This window comes from Oceanimonas doudoroffii, from assembly GCF_002242685.1.
GTDB lineage: Bacteria > Pseudomonadota > Gammaproteobacteria > Enterobacterales > Aeromonadaceae > Oceanimonas > Oceanimonas doudoroffii.
Genome location: NZ_NBIM01000001.1, coordinates 591,484 through 618,008, shown reverse-complemented (window position 1 = coordinate 618,008; position 26,525 = coordinate 591,484). Strand labels below are relative to the sequence as shown.

Genomic DNA, 26,525 nt, shown 5'->3' with positions numbered 1-26,525 from the left:
ACAACAATAAGGATTCCTTGAATGCCACTTAGCCTGAGCCGTTCACTGATAAGCCACTGGACGCTGCTTACCTTGATCATCGGGCTGTGCCTGAGTGCCCTGGCCACCTGGCAGTTGCACATCAACAACCAGCGTATCATCGACGATGCCGTGGGCGATGCCGCCGCCCAGGCCAACCAGGCCGTTCGAGAACGGCTTTCCCTGTATCAATTCGGCCTGGCCGGAGCACGGGGAGCGGTACTGACCGCCGGTCAGCATGGCATCAGCCGGGAGCTGTTCCGCCGCTACAGTCGCTCCCGCCATATCGTCGAGGAGTTTCCCGGCGCCCGGGGGTTTGGCTTTATTCGCCGGGTTCCCCGGGAAAACGCCGCGACGTTTACCGAGTCGGCCCGCGCCGATGGTTGGCCGGGGTTTCGCATCAAGGAGCTTACCCCTCACCAGTACGAGCATTACGTTATTCAGTATGTCGAGCCGGTAGACCGCAACGATGAAGCCGTGGGACTGGACATCGGTTCCGAGCTGAACCGTCGGACCGCCGCCGACGACGCCATCGCCACCGGCCAGGTGCGCATTACCGGCCCCATCACCCTGGTGCAGGCTACCGGCAACCCATTGCAATCGTTTCTAATCCTGATGCCCATCTATGAGGGCGGCGATACCCCAAATACCCTGGCGGAGCGCCGAGCCAAGGCCTTTGGATGGAGTTATGCTCCCTTGTTGATGCAGGAGGTGCTGGCAGACCTGCAACTGGATACCGATGCCGTTCACCTGGCCTTGTGGGATGTGACCGAGCCGGGCCGGGAAGAGGCCTTCTACGACACCGGAAGTAGCACAAATTCGCTGCTGCAAACCCACCTGGTGAAATTTGACATGTTTGGTCGCCAATGGCAGTCCAGATTCAGTATCCAGCCCGCCTTTGTGCAACAGCTGCACCTGTTTTCACCGCTGAACCTGTTTTTTCTGGGCAGCTTTATCAGTGTACTGGTGGCTACCCTTACCGGCATGTTTAACCTCAGTAACAACAGTCGCCGGCAGGTGCAAACCGAGCAGGCCCGCATGGCCGCCATAGTGGAGTGCTCAACGGACGGCATTATCAGCCAGTCGATGGACGGCCGCATTACCTCCTGGAACCAGGGTGCGGAGCGTATTTTCGGTTTTCGCGCCGACGAGGTGTTGGGCAAGACCACCACCGAGTTGCTGGTGCCGGAAGAATGCCGGCCCGAAGAAACGGCGGTGTTCGCCCGGGTACGAACCGGCAAGGCCGTGCCTCACTTTGAAACCCTGCGCTGCTGCAAGAATGGCGATTTGATCAATGTTTCACTCACGGTATCTCCGCTGCGAGACAGCTCCGGCGCCGTGGTGGGCTCGTCAAAAACCATACGCAACATCACCCCGCAAAAGGAAGCAGAGGCCAAGATACTGGAGCTGAACCGACACCTGGAAGCCCAGGTGACTCAGGTTGCACAGCGGACCACCGAACTGCTGATGGCCACCGAAGTAGCGCAACTGGGAGTCTGGCGCTGGAACCTCGCGGATGACACCCTCACCTGGAACGACAGAATGTTCGAACTGTATCAGCAGTCGATGTCGTTGCGGGAACACGGGCTGAACTATGAGCACTGGCTGTCCCGGCTGCATCCGGACGATGTAAAGGACACCACCGCCTGCCTGCAGGCCGCCATCGGCGGTAAGGATGTGTTTGAACCCATGTTTCGTCTGGTGTTGCCGGACGGCCAGATCCGCTTTATCCAGGCCCGGGCCCAGGTCATGCGCAATGCCGAAGGAACCGCCGAGCAGCTCATCGGCATCAACTTCGATATCACCGCCCAACGCGAGCTGGAAACCAGCCTGCGCCGCTCCAAACAGCAGGCGGACGAGGCCAGCCAGGCCAAGTCCCAGTTTCTGGCCAACATGAGTCATGAAATCCGCACCCCCATGAACGCCATACTGGGCATGCTGATGCTGGTGCAGAAAACACGGCTCAACCAGCAGCAGTCCGACTACATCACCAAGGCACAAACCGCCGGTCGTTCGCTGCTGGGGCTGCTCAACGACATTCTCGACTATTCCAAGATAGAAGCGGGCAAGCTGCAACTGGATCCGGTGCAGTTCGAGCTGGATGCCATGTTACGGGACCTGGCCACCGTTCTGGCGGGCAACCTGGCCGGCAAACCCCTTGAGCTGATGTTCGATCTGGACTCGTCCCTGCCTCGGGAAATTATCGCCGACCGGCTGAGACTGCAGCAGATCCTGATCAATCTGGCGGGTAACGCCATCAAATTTACCGAGCGGGGCGAGGTGGTGGTCAAGGTGCAGGTGCGCCAGCTCAGGAAAAATCTGGTTCGCCTCGGCTTTTCGGTAACTGACTCCGGCATTGGCATTGACGCCGAAAAAATTGAACACATCTTTGACGGCTTTACCCAGGCGGAAGCCTCTACCGCCCGGCGCTATGGTGGCTCCGGTCTTGGCCTGGTGATTTGCCGCCGTCTGGTCAGCCTGATGGGCAGCAAGCTGCATGTGCAGAGCACTCCAGGCATGGGCAGCCGTTTCTGGTTTGACCTTGATTTGGGGCTGGCCAAAGGTGCCACGCCCATGCCGGCCGACACCCATACGCGCATTCTGGTGGTGGATGACAACGAGGTATCCGCCGGTATTCTTGAAAACACCCTGAGTGCACTGGGTTACCGGGTAGACTGCGCCGCCAATGGAGAGGAAGCCCTGACCGAAGTACGACAACACCGTTTTGACCTGATCCTGATGGACTGGCGCCTGCCCGATCTCAGTGGCCTGGAGGTGGCCAAACGCATTCAGGAGCGTCACGGTCCGGTCACCATCATCATGCTGACCGCCTATGGCCATGAAGAGCTGGCAGAAACCCAGAATCAGCCCAATCCGCCCTTTGTTGACCTGCTGACCAAACCGGTAACCACGCTGCAGCTGAACGAGTCCATCGGGCGGGCCCTTGCCGGCCAGCGCTTTGAGCCGGAAAAAACCCTGCCCCTGGCCGATGAAGACCGACGGCTGGAAGGAGTTCGCTTACTGCTGGTGGAAGACAACGCCTTTAACCGTCAGGTGGCGTGCGAACTGCTGGTCGGTGAAGGCGCCATCGTTACTCAGGCCGAAGACGGGCAGGAAGGCATCGACAAGGTATTTAACGACACCGGCGCCTTTGACGTGGTGCTGATGGACATGCAGATGCCCGGAATTGACGGCCTGGAAGCGACGCGGCGCATTCGCCGGCATGCCGACTGCCATCACCTGCCCATACTGGCCATGACCGCCAATGTCACCGTATCCGATCAACAGGCCTGCCTGGAAGCCGGCATGAATGCCCATGTGGGCAAACCCATCGACCTGAATGAACTGGTCAGGGTGATACTGACTCTCAATCAGGAGCAGGCGGCGCGGCCGGCATCACCCTGCGGTGAGAACAGCGAGATAGAAAGCCTGGAGAACATTCTGCGCCGCTTCGGCAACAATCGTCGCCTCTATTTCAGCATGCTGTCGGGCTTTGCAGAAAATGCCGGCATGGAGATCTCCGCTCTGAAGGCCGGGCTGGATAGTCAGGACATGCAGGCGGTGGCTTCCAGCCTGCACATTCTGAAAGGCATGACCGGCACCATGGGGCTGTCCCACCTCTCGGCCAGGTTCTCCGCCCTCGACCGTGCCGTGCGCAAGAACAGTGCTCAGGGCCTTGCCCTGCTCGATGAAGCCACGCTGGCAAACCTGGATCAACAGCTTTTGCAGAATCATACGGCCCTGATGGACGCCGTAACCAACGGCGAGCAAGCAGACGAAACCGATACTCCAAGGGCCCCTCAGGCGGAGTCGGGCAGCCTGCACCAGCAATTTGAGTCCCTGCTGGTATTGCTGGATGCCGGCAATATGCGAGCCGTCGACATGGTCGATACCCTCGCCCAGTCTCGCCCCCAGGACGATCCGGTCATGAAGGAGCTGATCGCCAAGGTACAACAACTCAATTTTGTCGCAGCACGCCGTATCGTTAGCGATATCCTGGAGGAAGTATAATGTTTGACACTCTGCTGGCCGGTCAGCCCAAACGGCAGGCGCCGCTGCGCATTCTGGTTGCCGATGACCAGCCCCTGAACATTCGTATTCTGCACGAGGTGTTTCGCAACGAATTCGAAGTACTGATGACCACGGATTCCAAACAGGTAGTCACCATTTGCCGGGAGCAGAACCCGGATCTGGTGCTGCTGGACGTGGTCATGCCCGGCCTGAACGGGCACCAGGTCTGCCGTCAGCTTCGGGCCCTGCCGGAAACCAGGGACATTCCGGTCATTTTTGTGACCGCGAAAAATACCCCGGAAGATGAAGTACTGGGGCTGGAGTCGGGGGCCGTCGACTTTATTACCAAGCCGATTAATCCGGCCACGGTGATGGCCCGGGTCAAAACCCATCTGGCGCTCAAGCTGCAAAATGATCTGCTGCGCTCCATCGCGCTGGTGGACGGCCTGACCGGCGTCGCCAACCGCCGCCGCTTTGATGAGCAGTTCCTGACCGCCTGGCGCCGTTGCCAGCGAGAGCAGCTCGAACTTTCGCTGTTGCTGATCGATTTGGATCACTTCAAACTTTATAACGATCATTACGGCCACCCGGCGGGTGACCGGTGCCTGACTCGGGTCGCCGGTATACTTAATGAGACCATACGCCGTCCGGACGACCTGCTGGCCCGTTACGGCGGTGAAGAATTTATTTGTCTGCTGCCCAATACTGCATTTGAGGGCGCACAGGGTCGAGCCTGGGCCATGCTCCACGCCGTTCAAGACCAGGGACTTGAGCATGCCCACTCTCCGGCCTCGGCAGTGGTCACCATCAGTATCGGTGCCGTCACCATGATTCCCCAGGCCGGCGACTCTCCCGAAACCCTGCTGAACGCCGCCGACAAGCAGCTGTATGACGCCAAACAGTCCGGGCGCAATCAGGTACGGGGAATAGAGCTGCCTTCACTCCCTTAGTGACTGCAACGCCTTGATCAACACGATAAAATTCCCGCCAAACCGGCATTTACCCCATACACTCAAGGGACGGACGTTATTTAAACAGACACATGTATGTTGGCATAAAATGGTAATCCCATTATTCGGTTGCCCACAGACAGAAAAGGACACGCCATGCCCCTGTTGATACTGCACTTGCTGTTCATGCTGCTGTTACCCGGCACGGTCCGGGCCGTCACCGATGACGACGCCTGGCAGGCCCTGCAGCAAGGCCGCGCCATGCTGCTAATGCGCCATGCCAATGCTCCCGGCATAGGGGATCCACCCGGTTATGTGCTGGGTCGTTGCAACACTCAACGCAACCTGGATGCCCGCGGCCGGGCCCAGGCAGAAGCCTGGGGCGAACGACTGCGTCAGCACGGCATTACTCGGGCGCGGGTCTACAGCAGTCAGTTTTGCCGCAGCCTCGACACCGCCCGCCTACTGAATGTGGGTGAGGTCATTCCCGCCCCCGAGCTGAATTCGTTTTTTTCCCGACGAAGCCGACGCTCCGAACAAACCCGGTCATTGCGCCGGTTTGTGGCTAATATTGAGCCCGGCCTGCCGGTGGTACTGGTCAGTCATCAGGTCAATATCACCGCCCTCACCAACCGTTTTCCGGCTTCGGGAGAAGCACTTATTCTGGCATTGCCACTGGAAGAGCGAGTCAGGATAATGGCCAGCATTCGACCCTAGTAAAAAGCCTTACTGCTGTTTTACGAAAATCAGCCGGTCGGTATCAAATCCCGCCTCGCTGGCCTTGGTAATAAGCCGCTGTTGCACGGCGGGCTTCAGGGTGGGGGTTCGCGCCAGCAGCCAGAGGTAATTGCGGCTAGGGCCCGATATCAGGGCATATTGGTAATTGTCATCCAGTTCAAACACCACATAGGCGCCGTAAAACGGTCCAAAGAACGAGACCTTGAGATGGCCCAGATTGGGGCTTTGCACAAAATAAGCCTTGCCCTCGGCCTGCCGCCACTCCCCAGCTGCTGCGTCATAACCCCGGTTGATTACCCGCACACCGCCGTCGTCACGCAGGCTGTAATCGGCAGTCACCCGGCTGAGCCCCCGCTCAAAGGAATGGTCAAGCCGGGCAATTTCATGCCAGGTGCCCAGATAGCGGTTCAGTTCAAAGCCCGCCACCGGACTAATGCCTTCCGGCTTACCGGCACACCCGGCCAGCAGCAGCACACAGGCAAATAACAGGGGTTTCATTCATTGGCTCCTTGGGAACGGGATGCATCATCACCGTGGACGGGCCGTCCAAGCACCGGCTCCAGCCCTCGGACTTCATCCAGGTGCAGTTGCAGGTGCGGAAAGGGAATCTCAATGCCGGCCTCATCCAGCCCCTGTTTGATGGCTTCGAGCAGCTCGCAGGAAATGCGTCCCTTTACTTCCACATCCTGGGCGCTGACCCATACCTGGGCACTGAGGACCACCGAAGAGTCGGCCATTTCCCGCAGTTGCACCCTGGGTTTGAGGTTGTCATTGTTGATCGACATGGAATGGTTACTCAAGATGGGCATGATCACCGAGCGAGCCTGCTCAACCGAGTCTTTATAGGCAATGTGCACCGGAATGCGAATACGGGTAGGGCCCTCGGCGCTGTAATTGATAATGTCAGAGGTGGCCACGCTGTCGTTGGGAATCATGGTAAAAATGTTGTCACGGGTACGCAGCCAGGTGGTCCGAAAGGCAATGCGCACCACCCTGCCCTCTTCGCCATGAATGCTGACCCAGTCGCCAATGCGAAACGGCCGCTCGATCAGCAGGGTGATACCGGCAATAAAGTTCGACAGGGTTGACTGGGCGGCAAAACCCACGGCAATGCCCACTATGCCCAGACCGGCAATAATGGAAAGCACGTCAAAACCGAACTGGGCCATCACGGTAATGGCACCCAGTGCCATCAGCGACACCGATAGGGTGTTTTTGCACAGCTGTACCAGGGAAGAATCGAGATGATGGCGGGAAAGCCGGTGAATAAGCCCGCGCGACAGCAACTGCCACACCAGGTAAAAGGCCAGCGCCATCAACCCGGCCCGGGCCATGCCCTTTATCACTCCTTCCTCGGCGCCGTACTGGGCCAGTATCGCCACCAGGGTGGCCAGCCCCAGCAAATAGCGCAACACCACCCGGCCGGTGCGGAAGGGCGCATGACCGTATCCCAGACGGGTCAGCACCAGGCGCATCAGGGCGCACCCCATCCAGTACACCAGGCCAAACAGTAGCACTATCATCAGGGTGACCAGCAACTGACCCAGACCATAAACCAGCCATTCCTGCCAGTTAAACCCGCTGATGCCAAGGGCATTACCGGTTTCCAGCAGGCTTTTCTGAAACTGTTGCCATAACAAGGCGATGTCGGCGTCGTTCATCAGGGCACCTTCCTTTGAGCCTGATCGGGCGGCCGCCCGAATGCTGAAACTATAGCAGTCAGCGTCGGAATACAGCCCCGTTTGCTTACGACCCAAGCGAATCACATTGGACAGTTATTGACCGGTAGGTTGTCGAAAAACCGACGTTTTTTTATACGGGCTTCTATACTTCCAGTGCTACGGACCTGCTGGCCGTGGCAACGGCAAGGATTGAAAACAAAAATGGATTGACAGCAAAACAGTGGCACGCTTCGTTCACCGGGCCCAGGCAAGGGTGCGGTGCGTAGTATATTCGAAGAGTTGCAAGTGCTTGATTGAAACCAATGATTAATCCGAGGTGTTATCATGAAAATGCTAAAAAAAGCGCCGCTGGCCATTCTTCTTGGCGCCACCTTACTGCCCGCCTATGCCATGGCTCACGCTCACATGGGTGGTCACAGTGCGATTGGTCCAAGCGAAGGTGACCGGGAGTTCTCGCTCTCCGGTACCGGTAGCAGCAGCAAGGATTTCGATAACAGCAGCTTTGGTATTTCCGGCGACTACGGCTGGTATTTGTCTGACCGTACCCTGGCCGGTATTCGCCAGAGCATCAGCTACGCCGACGTGGAAGGCGAAGACATTGGCGATGACTTCTGGAACGGCAGTACCCGCCTCTTTGCCGACTATCACTTTGGCCACAATGCGGCCCGGCCCTTTGTGGGCGCCTCGCTCGGTGGCATTTACGGTGACGGCGTAAAAGACACCGGCATCGCCGGCCTGGAAGCGGGTCTTAAATATTACCTGCTGCCCACCACCTTTATTCAAGCCCGGGCCGAATATCAGTTCCTGTTTGACAGTGGCGACAGCGCCGAAGACAACTTCGACGATGGCGCCTGGGCCTACACCTTTGGTATGGGTCTTAACTTCTGATCCAGCCCTAACACCATAATAAAAAGCAGCCCCAAAAGGGGCTGCTTTTTTAGGTGTTGTGCTGTTGCCGACGCTCTTCGATGCAACGCACTATGGCGGCCTTGTCGTGTTCACTGCGATCGCGCCAGCCGGTGATCTCCTCAACGGTGCGATAACAGCCGATGCACAACCGTTGCTCGTTCAGCCGGCACAGGCCAATGCAGGGGCTGGGGACGGCCTTAGTCATCCACCCGCTCCATGATCACGTTCACCAGCTCGGTGCCCTTCATCAGGGTATTGTCGTCCACAATCTTCCATACTTCTTCCTGCTCTCCCTGCACAAACACCAGATAACGCTCGCCCGCCGATTCCCGCACCAGGATGTCGTCAAAACGGGTGCGCTCGCCGTTTTGTTCCACATAATCGCGACCAATCACGATTTTCCCGCTGCCCACCAGGCCGGTAAAATCGCTCATCAGCTGAGCCATCATGGCGTTGGAAGAGCTGGCACGAGTCTGGTATACCCCCTCAAAACCGTGATCGCAGGCCGTGAGCAACAGGGTCAGGGCCAGGCAGGCGCCGTATTTCAGTGATTTCATGTTTTCTCGCCAACAATGCTGTGAATACAGCGGATTCATCAATGCGGGCCTTATGATGCCATGGCCACGCCACAAAAAACAAAGCCCGGCCTGCCGGGCTTCGTGATCTACACCGCCATGTGCATGTGCGGTTTAGGTGAGCGAGAAGGGCGTCGTTAGCGGTGGTGTCTGAACCGGTCGACGGCCCTGTCAAAGGCGTCGCTGAGGTTGCCCCAAGCAGTTTCAAACCCTTGCTTCAGCTCTTGCCAGCCCTGCTCGCTGGCTTCAGACAGCTCCCTGAGCCTGCTCTCGCCCTGTTCAATCTGGGCATCCATGGCTTCTATCTGGCGATTCAGTTCAATGCGGGTGTCGGCATCGGCCTGCCTGGCCTGCGCCTTGAGCTTGTCGAGCTCGGCTTTCCATTCGCTCAACTTGGCTTCGGCCTTTTGTTGATACAGCTCTCTCTCATTCATGGGGTGATTCCTCCTGTCGTGATTGAAAGCAGGCGCCCTGGCAGCGCCCCGGCGACCATCATTCCGCCGGCAGTTCATAGCCTAGCCAGCAGGTGGCATGCGCACAACCGGCCGAAGCCGCAATCTGCCGGGGGTTGTCGTTAATCACTTCGTTGCGCCAGCCACTGCCGGGCATGGTCTTCTTCGGCGGGCACAAAGGCGCGAATTTCCAGCCCCGGGATCAGCGCCCCTTCCAGCTTGCTGGCCGAGCGGATCCAGCCCTTTGCCGCCACCACGGCAATGCGATCGAACCGGCGTATCATGCCAAACAGGGCCGGTAACCGTGACAGCTCCACCCCCATGGCGCCCAGGGTAGGCCATTCAAAATCGCCGATGCGATACAACATGCGCCCGTGCACCATGTATCGGCTTGCCTCGACCAGCTCATCCAGCGCCGCCTTCATTGCCTCACTGTCGAGCCGGCCGCTGAGCTCCAGCTCCAGTTGGTTTTCACCGGTTACCGTTACCTTGAACATGACTGCCTCCTGCCCTGCTACTCGCCGAATGCTGCGCCCGTGCTACCATGGCGCCCCTTTTATAAAGCATAGCGACGCCATGAAACGAAGATTGTTAATGTCCTGGAGTAGCGGCAAAGACAGCGCCTGGGCCCTGCACCAGCTGATGCAGCACCCCGACTACGACGTGGTGGGCCTTTTTACCACGATCAATGAGGCCTTTGAGCGGGTTGCAATGCACGGAGTACGGGCAGAATTGCTGCGCCGGCAGGCAGACGCCATTGGCCTGCCGCTGGAGATCATTACCCTGCCATGGCCCTGCACCAACGAAGACTATCAGCAACGCATGGGCGCATTTATTACCCACGCCAAGGCTCAAGGTATAGCGGCGTTCGGCTTTGGCGATCTGTTGCTGGAAGACGTCAGGCAGTACCGTGAAAACCAGCTGGCAGGCAGCGGCATTGAAGCGGTATTCCCCATCTGGCACACGCCCACGCGGGAGGTGCCTTACGAGATGTTGAAACACGGCCTGCGGGCGGTGATTACCTGCCTGGATCCCAAAAAGGTGCCGGTGGCGTTTGCCGGCCGGGAGCTGACCGCAGAGGTGCTGGCCGGGCTGCCTGAAGGCACCGATCTTTGCGGCGAGAACGGTGAGTTCCATACCTTCGTGTTTGACGGCCCCCTGTTCAGGGAGCCGGTGGCCATTACGCCCGGCGAGGTGGTGGAACGGGACGGCTTCGTGTTTGCCGATTTCCTAGCAGGCTAACGCCTGCCGGCAGCCTGATGCAACTGCCGGTAAGCACTGCCATTATCCGGCATTGAGCTCGTGTTGTGCCGAGTACCCCCTCATATCAACACGGGTTTTCGATGCCTTAGTGGCCATTGAGGGCCGACGATGCTGCAGCCAGAACATCAGGCTACCGTAAAAAATAAAATAGTAACCGCAAAGTTCAAGCCCTTCCTGCACTACGGTTTTGGTCTGGTGCAGCACATCGGCATCGACGCCGACCAGCACCTCTTCCCACAATGCCCCGGTGCCGAAAACGCGGCTGAAGCACAACAACAGGGCTATCCCGAAGAGCACATGGCTAAATGCCACTGATTGACAGGCCGCAGCCATGGCCGAAATCAGGGTGCGCCTGTCACGCAGCGACATTACGATGCTGATAGTGGCCGTGGCAAAAACCAGCAACTGCCAGAGGCCATCAAACACGAGGTCCAGCAGCCGATCCTGCTCCCGAAAAAACATGCACAGGAAAAAACCAGCCACCAGAATAAGGAAACTGCGTTGTTCTGGCCGTGATAGCGCGCCCTGAAAACCAATCAGGGCCGACAGCAAAATCAGTAAGCTTTGCAATCCCTCGGTGACGCCCCACTCTGACAGTCCGTTGTTCAGCCATGCGATATCGACAAAAACGACGCCCGGTACCAATAACAACCCCAAGGATACCGACAGAAAGCGAAGTAACCCCCCAACGATCACAGATACTGATTGAGTCATAACTGCAACAACAAACCTCAGAATTAAAACAGCGAATTATCGTGAATCGGACACTCCATGTCGACACCAGGAACCAATAGTAAATGGAACAACAGTTTTAACCATTACACCCTGAATTGCCCCACCAGGCTGCGCAAATGCTCGGCACGCTGTTGCAGCTGGCTGATGGCGGCCAGCTGCTGCTCGGCATTGCTGTGAATGCCGGCGGCACTGTCGGAGATCACATGGGCCGACTGGTTGATGTGATCCGCCACCGCACCCTGCTCCTCGGTAGCCGCCGCCACCTGATGGCTGCCCGAGCTGATGGCCTCAAACCGCTGCTGAATGCTGGCCAGGGCCTGGGCCGATTGTTCGGTGCTTTCGGCCACCCGCCGGCTGTTGTCGGTGCCTTCCCGAATGGCGGCGGTAGACTGCCGGGCGGTTTGCTGCAGCCGGGCAATCTGCTCGCTGATCTCCTGAGTCGAGGCCTGAGTACGCTTGGCCAGGTTGCGTACCTCGTCGGCGACCACCGCAAAGCCCCGGCCCTGCTCACCGGCCCGGGCCGCCTCAATGGCGGCATTCAGCGCCAGCAGGTTGGTCTGCTCGGAAATGGCGTTGATCACTTCCACCACCGAGTTGATGGCGTCGGCCTGGCCGGCAAAGTCGTTGATGGTGTTTTCAATGTCGCTCATTACTCGATTGAGCTGGGCCATGGTCTCGGTGGTAAGGGCCATGTTCTGGTTGGTGTGGTTGGCCTCACCCACCGCCGCCTCGGTGTCGCTGGCAGTGCGCTGGGCAATGCCCGACACCTCGGTGACGGTCTGACCCATTTCGGTAATGGCGGTGGCCACCTGCTCGGTCTGGCCGCGTTGCACCTCGGTGGCCTTGAAGGTGTCGTCCGCCAGCTGGGCCAGTTGCTCAATGCCGGTTTTCATGGCGGTTTCGGTGTGCTGAATTTCCGCCACCAGTGCGCGAATCTTGCCGATAATGGCGTTAAAGCCCCGGGCCAGGTGGCCCAGCTCGTTGTTGTGGCTGTCGTCGAGGCGTTTGGTGAGATCGCCGCCGTCGCCGGACATGGCCAGTAGATCGTCTCCCACTCGGCGAATGGCCCGACCCAAAGCACGGGCGAAGAGAACGGTGATAACGATAAAGGCCAGCGCCAGCAGCACACTGACCACCACAGAAGATGAAATGGCCTCGTTGATGGCGCCGCTGATCTCCGCCGCCGGCAGCACCGCCACCAGCCGCAGGCCGGTGTCGCGCACTTCCTGCGCCGCCAGATACACCTGCTCGCCGGCAAAGTCGGCCTGATTGAATTCAAAACCGCTGTGGTTACCGGCCAGCAGCGTATTCACTGGCGAAAAGCCGTCCAGCCCATTCACTGCCTTGCCCACCAGGCTGGAATCGGGGTGAGCATTGATCACGCCATTGCCATCCACCAGAAACAGATAGCCGTTGTCACCCAGGCTGTAGTTGGCCACCAGCTCCACAATGGCCGACACGTCCTGGCCCATGCCGGCGGCGCCCACTCGCCGGCCGTCTATTTCCACCACTGAGTTCACAAACAGGGTGAGCTTGCCGGTGCGCTCATCCGGATCCAGGTTCAGCACCCGCTGCGCATCGCCGTTGATAAAGTCGTAATACCAGCGGTCCAGCGGATCCGAGGGAGAAATGTGTTTGAACACGCCGGCGTCGGTGTAGTAGGTGTTGCTCTCGCCCGACACCCAGAACAGGGTGGACGCGCCGGTTTGCGCCCGCTGCTCATTGAAATAATGCAGCACACGGCCGTGCATGGGCGAGGCATTCTCGCCTTCCCGCATCCAGTCATGCACCAGGCCGTTGTCCGCCAGGCTGTCGGACAGTAGCATGGCCGGCAGCAACTCGGCGCGCACCTGCTCCGCCACCCGGCCCACGCTGTTGGGCAGGTATTCGGTTTCGGTCTGGCCATAATAAAGGCCAGAGAAACGATTGACGTTGATCAGGGTGGACACCAGTGTCAGCAACGCCAGCGACAGCGCCACAAAGGCGATAAGAATGGTGGTTAACTTGAACTTGTGCATGCCGGCTCCAGGCGAGAATTCCTTAGACCCTATTTTTAACGGCAGGGTGAGACCTAAACTGTAGAACAATTGTTGACCATTAAGTCAGGTTCGGCATGCTAAAGGATTCGCCTGAAGCGGGCAAGTACAATACTTAAACAAACATGGCCAAGAAGGTATTGCCGCCATTGAGACTGCCGACAGAAACAGGAAGTGTTTCCCTCGGTTTGCAGCATAAAAAAATCCCCCGCCACGGGCGGAGGATGTTAATCGTGCATGGGCTCGCCAAACGGCGCGGCAATCGCCCTGGCCGGTGCTACACGCGAGGCTCGCTGCGCAGGCCCTGCACCACGGAGTAACCGGAGGTGAGCACCACCAGCATAAAGGGCACACCGGTGATCAGTACCGCCGCCTGCAGGGCCGTGAGGCCACCGCCCAGCAACAGTGCGATGGCAATGGCTGCCTCCACCATCACCCAGAAAATGCGCTGGGTGCGCGGCGATGACACCTTGCCGCCCGAGGTGATGGAGTCGATCACCAGAGAGCCGGAGTCCGATGAGGTAATAAAGAACACCATCACCAGCACGATGCCCACCAGTGACGTAATCGAGGCCAGGGGCAGCTCCTTGAGCATGGCAAACAGCTGCAGCTCCAGTGCCGCATTGTTGGCGCCTTCGTAGCCCTGAGACAGCTGCCACAGCGCGGTTTCACCAAAGGTGCTCATCCAGATCACCGACACCAGGGTCGGCACCAGCAGCACCGCAATCAGAAACTCGCGTACGGTGCGTCCACGAGACACCCGCGCAATAAACATGCCCACAAAGGGTGACCAGCTGATCCACCAGGCCCAGTAAAAGGCGGTCCAGCCATGAATAAAGGCGTCATCTTCACGGCCAAAGGGGTTGGCCAGCACCGGCAATTCCTGAAGGTAGTTCATCAGGTTGTCGGCGGCACCGGTCACAATCAGCAGTGTTGGCCCCATGACCAGCACAAACAGCATCAGCACAATGGCCAGCATCATGTTGACCTGAGACACCCGGCGCACCCCTTTCTCAACCCCGGCAATCACCGACACCAGGGTCACTGCGGTAATACCCAGAACCAGCAACACCATGGTAGTGCTGGTGTTGGGCACACCAAAGAGGGCATTCAACCCGGCCGAGGCCTGAGAGGCGCCCAGCCCCAGGGACGTGGCCAAACCGAACAGGGTGGCAAACACCGCCAGCACGTCAACCACATGGCCCGGCCAGCCCCATACCCGTTCACCCAATATCGGGTAAAACACCGAGCGCATGGTCAGCGGCAAGCCCTTGTTGAAGGAAAACAGCGCCAGTGCCAGGGCGATAATGGCGTAGGTGGCCCAGGGGTGCATGCCCCAGTGAAAGATGGTGGCGGCCATGCCCAGGGCTTTGGCGTCTTCATCTGTGCTCAGCTGCTGACCCAGTGGGCCCGTGGTGCCGGAGCGTAGATCGTTGAAGTAGGTCAGCGGCTCGGACACGCAGTAAAACATCAGCCCCACCCCCATGCCGGCGGCAAACAGCATGGCAAACCAACCGGGATAGCTGAAATCGGGCGTGGCCTTGGTGCCGCCCAGCCGCACTCTGCCCAGGGGCGAGAAGATCAAAACAATGGCCAGCACCACAAATACATTGGTGGAGAGCATAAAGGCCCAGCTCAGGTTGCTGGTGAGGTAACTGCGAATGCCGCCGAAAAATGGCCCCATCACATCGGGCAGTGCCAGGGTAATGGTGACAAAGGCCAGGATCACCAGTGACGACCAGGCAAACACCTGGCTGTGCAGGTCGACCTTTAACCCCCAGAAGCCGGAAGTAATGTTGTCCTGGCCAATGGTATAATCGGTGTTGATAAGATTGGAATGCCCGTCGGGCGATGGAATGCTCTCGGCAGCTGCATCGGATGTGCGGCTCGTCTGTGGTTGATAATAGGTGTCGTTCATGATGTACCTGTCGGCTGAATGCGTTCAGTTGTTCGAAGGCGGGAGAAGTGGAAAACCCCTGACTTGTGTTAAAACGGGCATTCTGACCAAACCACATCCATCAAGGAAACGAAGAGTCCTGATACATCCATCACGAAACGTAATAGCCATGCCCGCAACCTATCGCCCCCTCGACCTGGTATTGTTGAACACCTTTGTTACCGTGGCCGACAAGGGCGGCTTTACCGCCGCCGCCAGCCATCTGCATTTGGCGCAATCAACCGTCAGCGCCCACATCAAACGCCTGGAAAGCGTGCTTGAACGCCCCCTGCTGCAGCGCCAGCATCAACTCACCGTGCCCACCGTTGTGGGCGAACGCTTGCTGGTGCATGCCCGACAAATGCTGCGCCAGAACTCCCTGGCCTGGCAGGACATACTGCAACAACGCCTGGCCGGCGTGGTGCGCCTGGGGGTGCCGGAAGACTACCTGGGTTACCTGCCCGAGGCGCTGAGCGAGTTTGAAAGCCGCTTTCCCGACGTGGAGCTGGAAGTGCATTGCGGCCTGAGTGTGGACTTGATCCAGCAAATAAAAACCGATGCCCTGGATCTGGCCATTACCACGCGCCAGCCCCGCAGCCCCGGCGGTGAGGTGCTGCGCCGGGAGCCCATGGTGTGGGTGGGTGGTGCCGGTCACAACACACGCCGCCGCTCGCCCCTGCCCCTGGCGGTGACCCAGCGCGGTGTGTGCATTTTTCGCGAACACACCCTGGCCAGCCTGGATGCCGCCGCCATTGACTGGCGCATCGCCTATACCAGCACCACCCTGTCGGGGCTGTCGGCCGCGGTGAAGTCAGGGTTGGCCATTACCGCCCTGACCCCGTCCATGCTGGAGCCGGGCATGCGCCAGCTTGGGGTGGAAGAAGGCTTGCCGGCGCTGCCCATGGTAGAGCTGGCCCTGCACCGCAGCCCGCGGCGAACCAACGAGGCCGTGGAGCAACTGGCCCTGCAACTGCGCACCCATATGGAAAAGCTCAGTCCCAGGCGCCGCTCATCGCGGGAGCAGTAACCCAATAACCAGCCGGAGTATTGATGGCGTTAGCGCCCGGCCTTGAGCGCGTCGATGTTGTGCTGGCTGACCACCACAATGCCATGGCGGCGCAGCAAGGCGGCGGTCACGCCCTGCCCGGCGACTTTCTCGCCGCTGAAGTGGCCGTTATAAATGATGTTGCTGCCACAGGAAGGGCTGGCTTCCGCCAGAATGGCATGGCCAATGTCGTGCTGGCGACAAAACGCCAGGGTTTGCTCGGCGCCACGCACAAAGGCGTTGGTTTGATCGGCACCGGTGTTGTCCACGATGCGGGCGGTGCCCAGGAGCACATCGGCCCCTTCACCGCCGGCAATTTCGGCGGGCGCCCTGGGTGTGGACAAGCCGCCCGCCACCTCGGGGCACAGGGTTTTAATGGCGAAATGCCGTTGCAGCCAGGCCAGATCATCGGGCTGCAACCCCAGGCTTTTGCCGTTGTAGCGCACCGGTGCGCCCATTAAACAGGCGCTGACAAGGATCTTTTCCATAGAAAAACGGGCCACCTTTTCAGGCAGCCCGGCAGGGCTCAGGCCTTTTTCACAAAGGCGGCGGTCACCATCATCTCGCCGGCGCCGTCTACCTTGCAGTCCAGCTCGTGATCCTTGCCGTCGACAATGCGGCGGATCACGGCCTTGGTGCCAATTTTAATCACCATGGAGCTGCCCTTTACCTTGAGATCCTTGGCCACGGTGATTTTGTCGCCTTCCTGCAGCAACGTGCCGTTGGCATCCTTGGCGGTGAGGGGCGCGTCTTCGGCGGCCACCTCTGCCGGATTCCACTCATGACCACACTCGGGGCAAATAAGCTGCTGCTGATCCTGGTATACGTATTCGGAGTTGCACTGGGGGCAAGGAGGTAAAGACATGACTTGCTTCTTCTTCAAAATAATTTGGCGATTATGTTAACGGCAATTCCCCGACTTTTCGAGTGGATTAATCGGGGCTTGAGGCGAAGACACCAAGAACGCGAACAATCACCCCATAAATGCCGATTTTTGAACAAAAAACAATCAGATCCCGGCCGTTTATGAAGGCGTTTCCTTGCAGGTGGCGATGTGCCTGCTGGCAAGGTGCTGACACAGCCTTGCCAGATCTTCGCTTTCAAAGCGGTTGGAAATGAATTCGCTGGGAATTAAGCCTTCATCCCAGCGTGACGCCAGCAACAGAACGCTGTTGCCCTCGTCATGTTCCCGCTCCAGTCTGATGATGACCCTCGTGCTGTGCAGGCTGGAGTCCCGCGTGATCTTGGCGCAGGAGGCAAAATGCACACCGTCGAGTTCGCAGTGATAGCCGTTGCCGGCCAGATGTTCCCTTGCCAGCTCAAACACCCTGGTGGAGTGATAACCCTCCGCCTGATTGGGGTGCAGATATTGCACCCGATCGCTGACAACATTGGTGCAGCCGGCGAACAGGCCGCAGGAAAGTAACAGCAATGCCTTGTGCATGAAGCGTACCTCGTGGCTGAAAAGAAGTTATCTGCGCTGCAACAGGGCAAAGAGGTCGTTGCGGCCCAACCAGGCCCGCAGGATGGCCAGCACCAGAATCACCGTGGCCACCATCAGGGTGCCCCACTCCGCATGGATCACATGGGTGGTCACGGCACCGATCATCACCAGCACCATGCTGGCCGCGGCCAGCGCGGCAACACGGCCAATCAGCAGGCCAATGCCGCCGGCCACCTCAACCACGCCGGTGAAATACATAAACCAGGACGGATAGCCCCAACGCGCGAACGCCGCCACTTCAAACTCAAGACCGGCCAGCTTGGCACCGCCCGACGCCAGAAAAACCAGGGCCAACAGGGCGCTCAACGGTTTGATTTTCATGATGGATTCCTTCAGTGTCTCACTCGAAGCCTTAGCTTAAGCGATTTGTTCCCAAGTTTTTTGATGAGGTGACAAGCCGTCCCCCGCAGTGGTTATCTGCCAGAGCGGGTAGATATGATGATCAGGTGGTCTGTGTCATAAAGCCTGGCCGCGCATTTCAGCGCAGGTAAACAAGGTGGTGTAAATGTCCAGGTCGTCCGCCGTCACCGGTGTAAGCAGCAGTCGTTCCGTTTCTAACATCAGCCCGTCCTTTTTATGTGGCGCCGGCATATTAACGAACCTCGGCGCGCGCCTCACCCTCATTGGCCAGCTCGGTTGCCACGTCGGTCTGCCACCAAAACCCGGTCACCTGCGGATTGTGCACCCTGACCGCGGCGCCGATCATCGGCGTGACCACGCGCACATTGCGGTCCCACCCGGCCGCCGTGGCCCGCTCCAGCGGCTCAAACCAGTCGTGCAACGCCAGATCAAAGGTGCTGTTGTGAATGGGCAGCATCACCTCGCCACGCAAGTCGATATGCGCCTGCACACTTTGCTCGGGCAGCATGTGAATGCTGCTCCAGAGTTGGTTGTAGGCGCCGGTTTCGATCAGGGTGAGATCGAACGGACCAAGGCGCTCGCCAATGTCGCGAAAGCCGTCGAAATAGCCGCTGTCACCGCTGAAAAAGAGATTGGCTGCTTGCCCCGCAATGGCCCAGCCGGCCCACAGGGTGTGATCCTTGTCTCTCAGGCCTCGGCCGGAAAAATGCTGCGCCGGGGTCGCGGTAAAGGTAATGCTCCCCAGGGAATGAGACTGCCACCAGTCCAGCTCTATGATTTTGTCATCATCAACGCCCCAGCGGCGCAGGTGGTTGCCCACTCTCAGCGGCACCAGAAAACGCGCGACCTTGTCATTCAGGGCAAGAATGCTGGCCTTGTCCAGATGGTCGTAATGGTCATGGCTGATCACCACGGCCGCAATGGGCGGCAAGGCCGAGAGCTCAAGGGGCAGCGGATGAAAACGTTTGGGGCCCATCCACTGCACCGGCGAGGCGCGCTCGCTGAACACCGGATCGGTCAATATGGTTTGCCCGTCCAGCTGAATCAGCACGCTGGAATGCCCCAGCCGGTATACCCTGGCCTCGGGCGACGGCTCGGCCAGCTCCGCGGCGGGAATATTGCGCAGCGGCAAGGTGGCCGTTGGCCGGGGCGCCACCCGCTCGGTGCGCCAGTACATTTTGGCCACCTCCCACAGACTGCTGTTTTCGGCACTGTTGCTCATGCCCGTGTTGTAGAACTTCTGTTGCTCCGTTGAGCAGCCCTTTAACAGACTAACGGCCATAACGACTCCCCCTGCCATGATCAACCAGCGTGACTTCATATTTAAACACCAAAGTAAACTACACGGTGTAGTTTATTAAGTGAGTAAGAAAAAGTAAACTCACTAGTGTAAAATCATGTCTTCGGTGATGAACCACCCTGAACAACCGAGTGTGAAATGAACGAGAAAAAGCCAACACGAAGCGAACTCAAGCGCCGGGCCATTCTGCAGGCGGCCCAGCGAGCGTTTCAGGAGAAAGGCGTGCACAACACCAGCATGGACGAGCTGGCGGCACTGGCGCAAGTGTCCAAGCGCACCGTGTATAACCACTTCGCCAGCAAGGAGGCGCTGATCATGGCGCTGATGACCGAGCTTTGGCAGCAGGCCACCCTGTGTGCGGGGGAAGACTATGACGCCGCAGCCGAGCTACAGCCCCAGCTCAGCAAGCTGCTCGAGTCGGAAATTGAGGCCATTTGCAGCCGTGAATATATCGAGCTGAACCGCGTGGCGTTTGAGCATTTCTTTCATCAGCCGGAGGCAATACGCCAGCAGGTAGAAAAGCTGTCGGCCAACGAAACCGGCATTGCCCGCTGGTTAAAGGCCGCATCGGCAGACGGGCGACTGCGCGAGCTGGACCGCAACATTGCCGGCCAGCAGCTTCAAAACCTGATCAAGGGCAACTGCTTCTGGCCCCAGCTGCTGCAGGTGACGCCGCTGCTTGATGCTCGTGAACGCCATGAACTCGCCGAGCGCACCGCGGCGCTGTTTCTAAGCCACTATCAGGCCTGACGGCATAGCATAGTGATGCAGAGTCACCAAAGCGTCTTGGCTACGGTTTAAGCCTGTAGGCGCTCTTGCCATTTTCCATTGTTTTCAATCTTGCATGTTTCTTCGGTGTCAAAGCTAACATGTCGTCGTATATCTTTGAGATCTATGTTGATTGATGCGAGTTTCTTTTTGATTAGAGAACGCATGCTGTCCAGGTCTGCCTTGGCTAAGTGTGCATTTGTGTCGTAAACACAAACCACGGAGAGCGAGCCGGGGAAAGCGTTATAGTTCACGAAGTGTGTTAACCACATGAATCCCTCAGATTCACCTTGCGCCACCTCACACGCCTCGGTCAATGCAACCCTGATGGCATTGTCTATCTTCTTATCTGTCTTTCTCATTCCAATATTCTCTAAAAGTGCTTAACGCCAGCATCAGGTGCGCCATAGGGCGTCACCTGGATGCGCTTGTTAGGCGAATATGTGATGGCCCATAAAATCTACATGAATTTGCTTTTTCTGCGAATTACCAATGCAACATTTCTTAAACTTCTTTCCACTTCCACAGTAACACTCAGAGTTTCTAGGTAACTTAACCCAGTCTTCGTCTGGCCTCATGAATTCATATCTTTTTAAAGTTGAAAATCCAAGCGGAGAAAGATTATTTGAATTGAAATGCTCCACTACCTCTTTGAATAAATTGAACTGAATGTGATTATCATTATTATCAATAACCAGTCTTTTGTTTGTTGGGTTTGTTACAAAAGCAAAGTGATCTATGTCTTTTATTTCTTGAGCAACTGCATAGGCTATCTCGCCACTATATAATTCACCTTTCATATGACTACAAAAATCAGAATCAATGTCGTTCTTGCATATACTGCATTGAAAGCTTTCAACAATAAAACCTGGGCTTGAAAACAACTTATATGGATATAATTTTTCCAATTCTATCAATTGGTTTTCGAAAAATGACAGTGCTTTGTTTTTGGCTAAATAAAACTTCTTAAGTTGCCTTAGATGATCTAGCCCATCCTGTAATGCCCACCACGATTGGTAGTAGCTTTCGCGTTCAATATGCTGCCAAAACAAAGATACTCTGAGGAGTAATTCGTAGAATGAGTTCGTGAGGTAAGCAGCATTGAGATCACCCTCTGATTTTAATTCCTTCTTAAGGTTTTCAATTTCTTCTATGGTGCTCTTTGCTTTGTCTTTTGCTATATCATACTTTCTACTATCGATTGCTCTCAGGATGCTGATAGTACGACTTTCATCAGAATCAAATTTATCTTTAAGTGCGTTAATAGAGTTCATCAGTTATTTTCCCATGAACTCATTAATGTTGAATTTTTCCACGCTTTTCTCCAAAGCTTCAACACTTCCCTTGAAATTGAACTCTTTTCGTTTTCCTGATTTATTATCTTCATACAAAACATTTATTTGTACTTCGTCATTTTCACCTTCTAGTTTACCTCTGAAGCAATAATTAGCATATTCAACTACCAGTCCTAGATAATTGACCAGACTCATATCTGCTGCAAGGTTAACCAGTGGCATAATTAGTGAGAAGTCGTGTAGATCAAACTTTGTTTTATTCTCTGGAACTAGCACTTCAACATCAGGGTGCTTTAGCTTCATCCACTTTTTAAAATCACCTGCTTGATGGGCGATTGAACCACCATAAAAATCTGATTCTAAAACTTCAATTCTCAAAGGTTACTCCTGATGTTTAGATTCGCCTAACGCCGCGTTAATGGGCCGAAGCAGCATCGCTGCGTAGGTCCGTGCCCTGTACAACAGGGCACATAATTGAACGCCTTGTTACACGTAGTTTACCTCGATGCTCAATAAGCGATTGGGCAAGAGAATTTTGATTCAGCCACATGATTTCAATGAATAGCACAGGGCTAAAAGCAATAAAAAACACCCACTGCGGAAGCTTAAGTAGTGGAACCAAGGGTCCCATAGACACCAGCATTAGAAAGAATGCTGTGCAACCAAAAAACAGCAAGAAATATGCATGTGCCTTTATGGAGTGATATGTAACGGCATCTTGGTTGTGCCGTAGTCTTTTGATTTTTCGGATATGCCTTAGTTTTAGGCCCCGAGAAAACCCTTTAAGTACTTGCGGGGTGCGTTTAAAAACAGCCTTAAGCAAGAAAGTCAAAATAACTCCTGCCCATACTGAGGAATTTGTGAGTGCATTTAATATTTCATCCATGATCTCTCCTTACGTGTAACGCTTGCATTTGGGGCCGTAGCGGAACGGAGGTCCCAGCCCCGCAGGGGCGAACAACATGCGCTTGTTAAATTGCTACTGTATTTCTTCTGACTCACCAGACAAAAACTCTGTGGCTTGTATAGATTTTACGTTTTGCAGCTTTTCTTGGTACTTCTTTATATCTAGGAACCAAAAGCCTCTGCCACATGGAACACCTGTACGTCCTGGCTTGGTATTGAATTTTGTTTCTATAAAATACCTTATTCCTAAACGGTGACCTATTGCGGAAACAACCCTCTTGTCATTTTCCTCTGAAAACTCTTCCAAGATTTCTTCGATGGCAATCTTTTTGAGTTTAGAAATAGCTACCCACTTAACAGGCCACTCTTTTCCGGTTTGGTCTACAACCACAACTTTGTAAATCTCTGTAATGGAAATACTATCAGGTAAAGAAACACTGACCTCTGCTTTTTCACCTTCTCCCAGCTTTATCGCCTTTTTAGGACTTTGCCCCCAAACCCAGCGTCCTTTTTTATGTTGAAAGCGTTTGGTGAGTCTATGTGACCAAATTCTCGGAATATTGAAATATTTAATCTGATCTATTGCTACTGGCCTTCTTCCAACAGAGCGAATAGTAATTTTATGGGTGGGTCTATTTGGAGATTCAAAACCGAATGACGAGTCGCACATTAGTTTTGGCCTATCCATACCATGCTGCCTAAATCTCAACCAAAGGCCGAGTACACCTGCAATGGTACCAATTGTGCCGGTTACTGCGCCCCACAATGCAAGAATTTCAGTTTGAGTCATAACCTTCCTAGAAATTTAACGCCGCAATTTGCGGTGAGCAAAGCGAGTCCGACAACATTGCCTTGTTAAAGCTGTGCTTACCAACAGCATCGAATTACTCGACCGAAATCCCACACCATCGATTTACGATTGACATCAAATCAGCTTCTTGAATCGCATCATTCGACCATCCACTTGCGAATTTAATATCGTTAGAATTAGGTAACTGTTCAGGCGATAACTCTCGAATTCGAATTCTGCTTGGAAGTGCTGCGGCCTCCCCTACAAAAATGGCCTCACGTCTTGTAAGGGCTGATAACATTTTAGTTAAACCGATCAAACTATCAGGCAAGAACCTCGATACATGTTCTTGATCACTCGAATTCGACAATCGAAGAACAATCCAAGAATTACACTGAGAAAGCACAGTACTTTCGACATCAGACGGTCGTTGCGAAATAAGTCCCAACCCTAATCCGTATTTCCGTCCTTCTTTTGCAATGCGTCGAATAGCATCTTGAGCTTCTTTGTATTGTGCCTCACCGTGGTTTGGCACATAGCGGTGCGCCTCTTCACAGATAAACAAAACGGGGTCTTTCTCTCTTTCACCCCGTGTCTGCCAAAGCTTGTATTGAAACAGAAGGCGAGATATTAAAGCGGTTAATGGTCCAGCAACTTCATTTGGCAGGCCAGATATATCTATGATACGAATATCGTTTCCATTTGCCTCACCTACAAACTGCGCCAATATATCCTTAAGTTTTGGAGAGTCAGCTTCACTATATTCTTTTAATAAAAAACTAAGTTGGGGGTTGGAGCGAAGGACTTTGAGTTTTTTAAGTATGTTATCAACTTTATCGCGGCCTGAAGATGCAGCTAGCTTTTCCTGTTTCCCTTCTTTGCGACCTTGCACCTTGTCTATGTGCTTAACAAACTGCGCCAATTTGAAAGGAACGGGCTTGTCTCTATCAAAATTCAAAACCTGATCTTCATTTATACCGTCAGCAAATACGGCTTCTACTCCACCGCTTGGCTCCACACCTACATCTTGCACGTAGCCCGCCTCTAGCAACCTAGAATAAGTAATTGCTTCATAAACAATATTATTTTGAGAGGTAGCTTCGTGTTCTGTCTTACCAATGATCAACGATCTCAATTCATCACTAGACATAAGCCAATAAGGCAACTTCAAAAGATCTGCATCATCTTCCGCTACAGACGCATCATTATACGCTCGGTATACTTTCGCTCTCCCCCCAAAAGCACTAGCGTATTCTCCATGAGGATCAATCATGACAATTCTTGGTTTTAACGTTGCGTTTTCAGGTCGATGGTCTAGAACAGAATGTAAAATTGATGCCACTGTTCCTGATTTCCCTGAACCAGTAGACCCTAATATCGCAAAATGATGTCCAAACAGTTTATCAATATTCGCTCTGCATACTGCATTGTTACCGCCGATGTAATTCCCGATGGGAACCATAGGTGTAATGGCTTCATCTTGAGCATTTGATTCTGCAGCTTTATAAACAGCCTCTAATTCATCATTGAGGCAGATATAGGCACTTTGTAGAGGTAAGGGGTAAGTTTCAACACCACGAGAAAACTCGAGACGAGAATTCTTATTAGACCAGATGCCTTGACCAAACAAGTCTGCCTCTAGGATACGAGCGTCATCCGCTGCGTTGATTAATTGGCTACTGTCATCAGAAATCAAATCGGATCTCATTTTAAGCGAGCGGACAAAAGCAAATAGAAGCTTTCTACCAAAATGCACTTTAATGATACTGCCCATTTGCCCTACAGGATAAACTTGACCATCAACGGCACGAATAAGCTCATTGACATTCTCGTCAACTTCTATACGTAAATTATTACCCGATACCTCTATAATTTTACCTACCTTTAGCTCTTTCCGTGCTTGGAAAATATTATTCATGACGCATCTCCTGTTCTGATGAACTGAGTTAGTCCATCAAAACGCCACCATGTATACTTACTAGTATCTGATTCAGATAAAGGAGTTGTTGAACTATGGTAAATCCCCAATTCACCGGCGACATACACTCTGGAACCAATTTTTGGACAGCTCAGCCAAGCATCTAAAGTCTTGTTAATCACAATCCCATCTTTTGGCGCCTCTTGAATAAAAGCAATAACCGTCGTTTGGTTAGACTCACTTCTTAATGCGCTTTCTATTTCAGCATTAATATGCTCATCACCAAAACTGTAACCACAGGTTATTAATGTATTTTGCTGTCCATTCATTAGGGTTTTTCTTAAACCCAGAAATAAACTGGCAAACGGATCTTTCTGGGTTTCAACGTATTTTGTTGCCTGGGGATAAATCATGATACTTTCAGGGTTTGACAAATATTTAGTTCCATATCGTGCACGTACAAGCCCTAAATTATCATCTCTGTGCCAATCTATCGAACCATGCAATTTATATAGATGGTAAGTGTTTGAATCTATAGCGGAATTTGAAAATTCCTTTTCGGCATTCCAAAAACCTACAGCACCACCTGAAAATCCATCGCATACTACTTTTTTGTGTAGAGCTAAGGCATCTTCGAGTAAAGTATCGTAATTAGTAGTAAAGAATGTCGTTTTTGAACGCCGCTCTAGATTTGACTGGTTAATCAATAATGCTTCTATAAATTCATAATGAGGTTCTATTTCAACAATTGGGTTTGCAGCGTTGCCAACCTCCTCTTTTATTCCGCGCTCAGCATTGGCACAAACATATCCATACCTAACAATCCCTCCAATTGCCTTGATAATTTCTAGATAAAGCAGCTTTAACTGTTCAGAAGTATAACTATTAGCACCAATATATGCAGCTTTGTCCTTAGACCTCTCTGCAATAGCTAGAAGGTCTCCTAAATGGCTCAGGTAGTGTTCAACATGACAGTCATCGGTTAGATCTGCCTTTAAAGATGCCAAAATCTCTTTTTCTTTCGCTCCCGAATGATCTTCGACAATTTCCTCAACACGATTGGTCAATGGATACATTAAAGGTATTTTTGAACCGAAACTTATCCCTGCACCAAAAAGCCAGTTTTGTCTGCTTTGCGAGCTTAAAAACTGCTTTAAGTTTTCCAATCTGTTATCAAATTCTTCCATAAGTTTCTCTTCAATAATTACGCTATCGAATACTCAATCAGGCGCAAATGTGAATGGCTTTAACGCCGCCATAAACGGATGCCGAAGCAACTCGTAGGCAGTCCGGTGGAGGCCGCGCTTTTTGCGGCCGGAACGAGTTTAATGGCC

28 protein-coding genes are annotated in these 26,525 nt (G+C 54.5%); 7 read left to right on the top strand and 21 right to left on the bottom strand.

Going from position 1 to position 26,525, the window contains the following annotated elements:
* Positions 1-21: 21 nt before the first annotated feature.
* From B6S08_RS02810 to B6S08_RS02800, 3 genes are all read left to right on the top strand, one after another.
* Positions 22-4,029 (top strand): CHASE domain-containing protein, encoded by a 4,008-nt coding sequence (locus B6S08_RS02810; protein ID WP_094199258.1) that lies wholly within the window; start codon positions 22-24, stop codon positions 4,027-4,029.
* Positions 4,029-4,979 (top strand): diguanylate cyclase domain-containing protein, encoded by a 951-nt coding sequence (locus B6S08_RS02805; RefSeq protein ID WP_094199257.1) that lies wholly within the window; start codon positions 4,029-4,031, stop codon positions 4,977-4,979. The genes B6S08_RS02810 and B6S08_RS02805 overlap by 1 nt, the downstream gene beginning before the upstream one ends.
* Positions 4,980-5,135: 156 nt before the next feature.
* Positions 5,136-5,696, top strand: coding sequence for a histidine phosphatase family protein (locus tag B6S08_RS02800; protein WP_094199256.1), 561 nt, complete (start codon positions 5,136-5,138; stop codon positions 5,694-5,696).
* A gap of 9 nt (positions 5,697-5,705) precedes the next feature.
* Here B6S08_RS02800 and B6S08_RS02795 read toward each other — a convergent pair whose 3' ends face one another.
* Both B6S08_RS02795 and B6S08_RS02790 read right to left on the bottom strand, forming a co-directional pair.
* A complete protein-coding gene (locus B6S08_RS02795; protein ID WP_094199255.1) occupies positions 5,706-6,215 on the bottom strand; it encodes a lipocalin family protein in 510 nt (169 codons plus the stop codon).
* On the bottom strand, positions 6,212-7,378 hold the full coding sequence (locus tag B6S08_RS02790) for a mechanosensitive ion channel family protein (protein ID WP_094199254.1): 1,167 nt from the start codon (positions 7,376-7,378) through the stop codon (positions 6,212-6,214). Before B6S08_RS02790 ends, B6S08_RS02795 begins: the two co-directional genes overlap by 4 nt.
* Positions 7,379-7,723: 345 nt before the next feature.
* Here B6S08_RS02790 and B6S08_RS02785 point away from each other — a divergent pair, with 345 nt between their 5' ends.
* Positions 7,724-8,287 carry an OmpA family protein gene (locus B6S08_RS02785; protein ID WP_094199253.1) on the top strand — a complete coding sequence of 188 codons (564 nt, stop codon included), beginning with the start codon at positions 7,724-7,726 and terminating at the stop codon, positions 8,285-8,287.
* Between the two features lie 49 nt (positions 8,288-8,336).
* On the opposite strand, the gene B6S08_RS02780 is transcribed toward B6S08_RS02785, so the two are convergent.
* The 4 genes from B6S08_RS02780 to B6S08_RS02765 form a co-directional block, all read right to left on the bottom strand.
* Positions 8,337-8,513: a DUF1289 domain-containing protein gene (locus tag B6S08_RS02780; RefSeq protein WP_094199252.1), complete on the bottom strand. Its 177-nt coding sequence runs from the start codon at positions 8,511-8,513 to the stop codon at positions 8,337-8,339.
* Positions 8,506-8,865 (bottom strand): hypothetical protein, encoded by a 360-nt coding sequence (locus B6S08_RS02775; protein WP_094200522.1) that lies wholly within the window; start codon positions 8,863-8,865, stop codon positions 8,506-8,508. The genes B6S08_RS02780 and B6S08_RS02775 overlap by 8 nt, the downstream gene beginning before the upstream one ends.
* Before the next feature lie 155 nt (positions 8,866-9,020).
* Positions 9,021-9,317, bottom strand: a complete 297-nt coding sequence (locus B6S08_RS02770; protein ID WP_094199251.1) for a sll1863 family stress response protein — start codon at positions 9,315-9,317, stop codon at positions 9,021-9,023.
* 140 nt (positions 9,318-9,457) lie between these two features.
* A complete protein-coding gene (locus B6S08_RS02765; protein ID WP_094199250.1) occupies positions 9,458-9,832 on the bottom strand; it encodes a SpoIIAA family protein in 375 nt (124 codons plus the stop codon).
* A gap of 79 nt (positions 9,833-9,911) precedes the next feature.
* On the opposite strand from B6S08_RS02765, the gene B6S08_RS02760 reads away from it, so the two are divergent.
* A complete protein-coding gene (locus tag B6S08_RS02760; RefSeq protein WP_094199249.1) occupies positions 9,912-10,577 on the top strand; it encodes a Dph6-related ATP pyrophosphatase in 666 nt (221 codons plus the stop codon).
* A 42-nt stretch (positions 10,578-10,619) separates the two neighbouring features.
* Here the strand turns inward: B6S08_RS02760 and B6S08_RS02755 are convergent, their stop codons facing one another.
* The 3 genes from B6S08_RS02755 to B6S08_RS02745 all read right to left on the bottom strand — a co-directional run bounded on the left by B6S08_RS02755 (position 10,620) and on the right by B6S08_RS02745 (position 15,287).
* Entirely contained in the window at positions 10,620-11,312 is a 693-nt protein-coding gene (locus tag B6S08_RS02755) for a hypothetical protein (RefSeq protein ID WP_141202171.1), read from the bottom strand.
* A gap of 104 nt (positions 11,313-11,416) precedes the next feature.
* A complete protein-coding gene (locus tag B6S08_RS02750) occupies positions 11,417-13,351 on the bottom strand; it encodes a methyl-accepting chemotaxis protein (protein ID WP_094199247.1) in 1,935 nt (644 codons plus the stop codon).
* A 295-nt stretch (positions 13,352-13,646) separates the two neighbouring features.
* Complete coding sequence (locus B6S08_RS02745; RefSeq protein WP_094199246.1) at positions 13,647-15,287, bottom strand: BCCT family transporter; 1,641 nt, start codon at positions 15,285-15,287, stop codon at positions 13,647-13,649.
* Positions 15,288-15,435: 148 nt separating this feature from the next.
* Between B6S08_RS02745 and B6S08_RS02740 the strand changes: the two genes are divergently transcribed.
* Positions 15,436-16,332, top strand: coding sequence for a LysR substrate-binding domain-containing protein (locus B6S08_RS02740; protein WP_094199245.1), 897 nt, complete (start codon positions 15,436-15,438; stop codon positions 16,330-16,332).
* Positions 16,333-16,361: 29 nt separating this feature from the next.
* Here the strand turns inward: B6S08_RS02740 and B6S08_RS02735 are convergent, their stop codons facing one another.
* From B6S08_RS02735 to B6S08_RS02715, 5 genes are all read right to left on the bottom strand, one after another.
* Positions 16,362-16,838, bottom strand: coding sequence for a 2-thiouracil desulfurase family protein (locus B6S08_RS02735; protein WP_094199244.1), 477 nt, complete (start codon positions 16,836-16,838; stop codon positions 16,362-16,364).
* A 38-nt stretch (positions 16,839-16,876) separates the two neighbouring features.
* Entirely contained in the window at positions 16,877-17,215 is a 339-nt protein-coding gene (locus B6S08_RS02730; RefSeq protein WP_094199243.1) for a zinc ribbon domain-containing protein YjdM, read from the bottom strand.
* A gap of 159 nt (positions 17,216-17,374) precedes the next feature.
* Complete coding sequence (locus B6S08_RS02725; protein ID WP_094199242.1) at positions 17,375-17,794, bottom strand: hypothetical protein; 420 nt, start codon at positions 17,792-17,794, stop codon at positions 17,375-17,377.
* Positions 17,795-17,821: 27 nt separating this feature from the next.
* Positions 17,822-18,175, bottom strand: coding sequence for a DoxX family protein (locus B6S08_RS02720; protein ID WP_094199241.1), 354 nt, complete (start codon positions 18,173-18,175; stop codon positions 17,822-17,824).
* 271 nt (positions 18,176-18,446) lie between these two features.
* A complete protein-coding gene (locus B6S08_RS02715) occupies positions 18,447-19,496 on the bottom strand; it encodes an MBL fold metallo-hydrolase (protein ID WP_211284142.1) in 1,050 nt (349 codons plus the stop codon).
* A 156-nt stretch (positions 19,497-19,652) separates the two neighbouring features.
* On the opposite strand from B6S08_RS02715, the gene B6S08_RS02710 reads away from it, so the two are divergent.
* Positions 19,653-20,264 (top strand): TetR/AcrR family transcriptional regulator, encoded by a 612-nt coding sequence (locus tag B6S08_RS02710; protein WP_094199239.1) that lies wholly within the window; start codon positions 19,653-19,655, stop codon positions 20,262-20,264.
* 47 nt (positions 20,265-20,311) lie between these two features.
* Here B6S08_RS02710 and B6S08_RS02705 read toward each other — a convergent pair whose 3' ends face one another.
* The 7 genes from B6S08_RS02705 to B6S08_RS02680 all read right to left on the bottom strand — a co-directional run bounded on the left by B6S08_RS02705 (position 20,312) and on the right by B6S08_RS02680 (position 26,378).
* Entirely contained in the window at positions 20,312-20,644 is a 333-nt protein-coding gene (locus B6S08_RS02705) for a hypothetical protein (RefSeq protein WP_094199238.1), read from the bottom strand.
* Positions 20,645-20,713: 69 nt separating this feature from the next.
* Positions 20,714-21,556, bottom strand: a complete 843-nt coding sequence (locus tag B6S08_RS02700; protein WP_094199237.1) for an SEC-C metal-binding domain-containing protein — start codon at positions 21,554-21,556, stop codon at positions 20,714-20,716.
* 3 nt (positions 21,557-21,559) lie between these two features.
* Positions 21,560-21,955, bottom strand: coding sequence for a hypothetical protein (locus B6S08_RS02695; RefSeq protein WP_094199236.1), 396 nt, complete (start codon positions 21,953-21,955; stop codon positions 21,560-21,562).
* Between the two features lie 37 nt (positions 21,956-21,992).
* Positions 21,993-22,463, bottom strand: a complete 471-nt coding sequence (locus B6S08_RS18165; protein WP_141202170.1) for a hypothetical protein — start codon at positions 22,461-22,463, stop codon at positions 21,993-21,995.
* 93 nt (positions 22,464-22,556) lie between these two features.
* The gene (locus B6S08_RS02690; RefSeq protein ID WP_094199235.1) at positions 22,557-23,273 is read right to left on the bottom strand and encodes a hypothetical protein; all 717 of its coding nucleotides are present in this window, start codon (positions 23,271-23,273) and stop codon (positions 22,557-22,559) included.
* A 94-nt stretch (positions 23,274-23,367) separates the two neighbouring features.
* Complete coding sequence (locus B6S08_RS02685) at positions 23,368-25,191, bottom strand: ATP-binding protein (protein WP_094199234.1); 1,824 nt, start codon at positions 25,189-25,191, stop codon at positions 23,368-23,370.
* Positions 25,188-26,378, bottom strand: coding sequence for an SIR2 family NAD-dependent protein deacylase (locus B6S08_RS02680; RefSeq protein ID WP_094199233.1), 1,191 nt, complete (start codon positions 26,376-26,378; stop codon positions 25,188-25,190). The genes B6S08_RS02685 and B6S08_RS02680 overlap by 4 nt, the downstream gene beginning before the upstream one ends.
* Between the last annotated feature and the right edge of the window lie 147 nt (positions 26,379-26,525).

Excerpts from the sequence above, each read along its gene's own strand:
- B6S08_RS02705 (WP_094199238.1), bottom strand. The coding sequence starts at position 20,644 with ATGAGAAAGACAGATAAGAAGATAGACAATGCCATCAGGGTTGCATTG.
- B6S08_RS02755 (WP_141202171.1), bottom strand. The coding sequence starts at position 11,312 with ATGACTCAATCAGTATCTGTGATCGTTGGGGGGTTACTTCGCTTTCTG.
- B6S08_RS02710 (WP_094199239.1), top strand. The coding sequence starts at position 19,653 with ATGAACGAGAAAAAGCCAACACGAAGCGAACTCAAGCGCCGGGCCATT.
- B6S08_RS02790 (WP_094199254.1), bottom strand. The coding sequence starts at position 7,378 with ATGAACGACGCCGACATCGCCTTGTTATGGCAACAGTTTCAGAAAAGC.
- B6S08_RS02715 (WP_211284142.1), bottom strand. The coding sequence starts at position 19,496 with ATGGCCGTTAGTCTGTTAAAGGGCTGCTCAACGGAGCAACAGAAGTTC.
- B6S08_RS02720 (WP_094199241.1), bottom strand. The coding sequence starts at position 18,175 with ATGAAAATCAAACCGTTGAGCGCCCTGTTGGCCCTGGTTTTTCTGGCG.
- B6S08_RS02750 (WP_094199247.1), bottom strand. The coding sequence starts at position 13,351 with ATGCACAAGTTCAAGTTAACCACCATTCTTATCGCCTTTGTGGCGCTG.
- B6S08_RS02810 (WP_094199258.1), top strand. The coding sequence starts at position 22 with ATGCCACTTAGCCTGAGCCGTTCACTGATAAGCCACTGGACGCTGCTT.
- B6S08_RS02770 (WP_094199251.1), bottom strand. The coding sequence starts at position 9,317 with ATGAATGAGAGAGAGCTGTATCAACAAAAGGCCGAAGCCAAGTTGAGC.
- B6S08_RS02680 (WP_094199233.1), bottom strand. The coding sequence starts at position 26,378 with ATGGAAGAATTTGATAACAGATTGGAAAACTTAAAGCAGTTTTTAAGC.
- B6S08_RS02760 (WP_094199249.1), top strand. The coding sequence starts at position 9,912 with ATGAAACGAAGATTGTTAATGTCCTGGAGTAGCGGCAAAGACAGCGCC.
- B6S08_RS02785 (WP_094199253.1), top strand. The coding sequence starts at position 7,724 with ATGAAAATGCTAAAAAAAGCGCCGCTGGCCATTCTTCTTGGCGCCACC.
- B6S08_RS02800 (WP_094199256.1), top strand. The coding sequence starts at position 5,136 with ATGCCCCTGTTGATACTGCACTTGCTGTTCATGCTGCTGTTACCCGGC.
- B6S08_RS02700 (WP_094199237.1), bottom strand. The coding sequence starts at position 21,556 with ATGAACTCTATTAACGCACTTAAAGATAAATTTGATTCTGATGAAAGT.
- B6S08_RS02780 (WP_094199252.1), bottom strand. The coding sequence starts at position 8,513 with ATGACTAAGGCCGTCCCCAGCCCCTGCATTGGCCTGTGCCGGCTGAAC.
- B6S08_RS02805 (WP_094199257.1), top strand. The coding sequence starts at position 4,029 with ATGTTTGACACTCTGCTGGCCGGTCAGCCCAAACGGCAGGCGCCGCTG.
- B6S08_RS02765 (WP_094199250.1), bottom strand. The coding sequence starts at position 9,832 with ATGTTCAAGGTAACGGTAACCGGTGAAAACCAACTGGAGCTGGAGCTC.
- B6S08_RS02690 (WP_094199235.1), bottom strand. The coding sequence starts at position 23,273 with ATGACTCAAACTGAAATTCTTGCATTGTGGGGCGCAGTAACCGGCACA.
- B6S08_RS02685 (WP_094199234.1), bottom strand. The coding sequence starts at position 25,191 with ATGAATAATATTTTCCAAGCACGGAAAGAGCTAAAGGTAGGTAAAATT.
- B6S08_RS02725 (WP_094199242.1), bottom strand. The coding sequence starts at position 17,794 with ATGCACAAGGCATTGCTGTTACTTTCCTGCGGCCTGTTCGCCGGCTGC.
- B6S08_RS02740 (WP_094199245.1), top strand. The coding sequence starts at position 15,436 with ATGCCCGCAACCTATCGCCCCCTCGACCTGGTATTGTTGAACACCTTT.
- B6S08_RS02745 (WP_094199246.1), bottom strand. The coding sequence starts at position 15,287 with ATGAACGACACCTATTATCAACCACAGACGAGCCGCACATCCGATGCA.
- B6S08_RS02775 (WP_094200522.1), bottom strand. The coding sequence starts at position 8,865 with ATGAAATCACTGAAATACGGCGCCTGCCTGGCCCTGACCCTGTTGCTC.
- B6S08_RS02795 (WP_094199255.1), bottom strand. The coding sequence starts at position 6,215 with ATGAAACCCCTGTTATTTGCCTGTGTGCTGCTGCTGGCCGGGTGTGCC.
- B6S08_RS18165 (WP_141202170.1), bottom strand. The coding sequence starts at position 22,463 with ATGGATGAAATATTAAATGCACTCACAAATTCCTCAGTATGGGCAGGA.
- B6S08_RS02735 (WP_094199244.1), bottom strand. The coding sequence starts at position 16,838 with ATGGAAAAGATCCTTGTCAGCGCCTGTTTAATGGGCGCACCGGTGCGC.
- B6S08_RS02730 (WP_094199243.1), bottom strand. The coding sequence starts at position 17,215 with ATGTCTTTACCTCCTTGCCCCCAGTGCAACTCCGAATACGTATACCAG.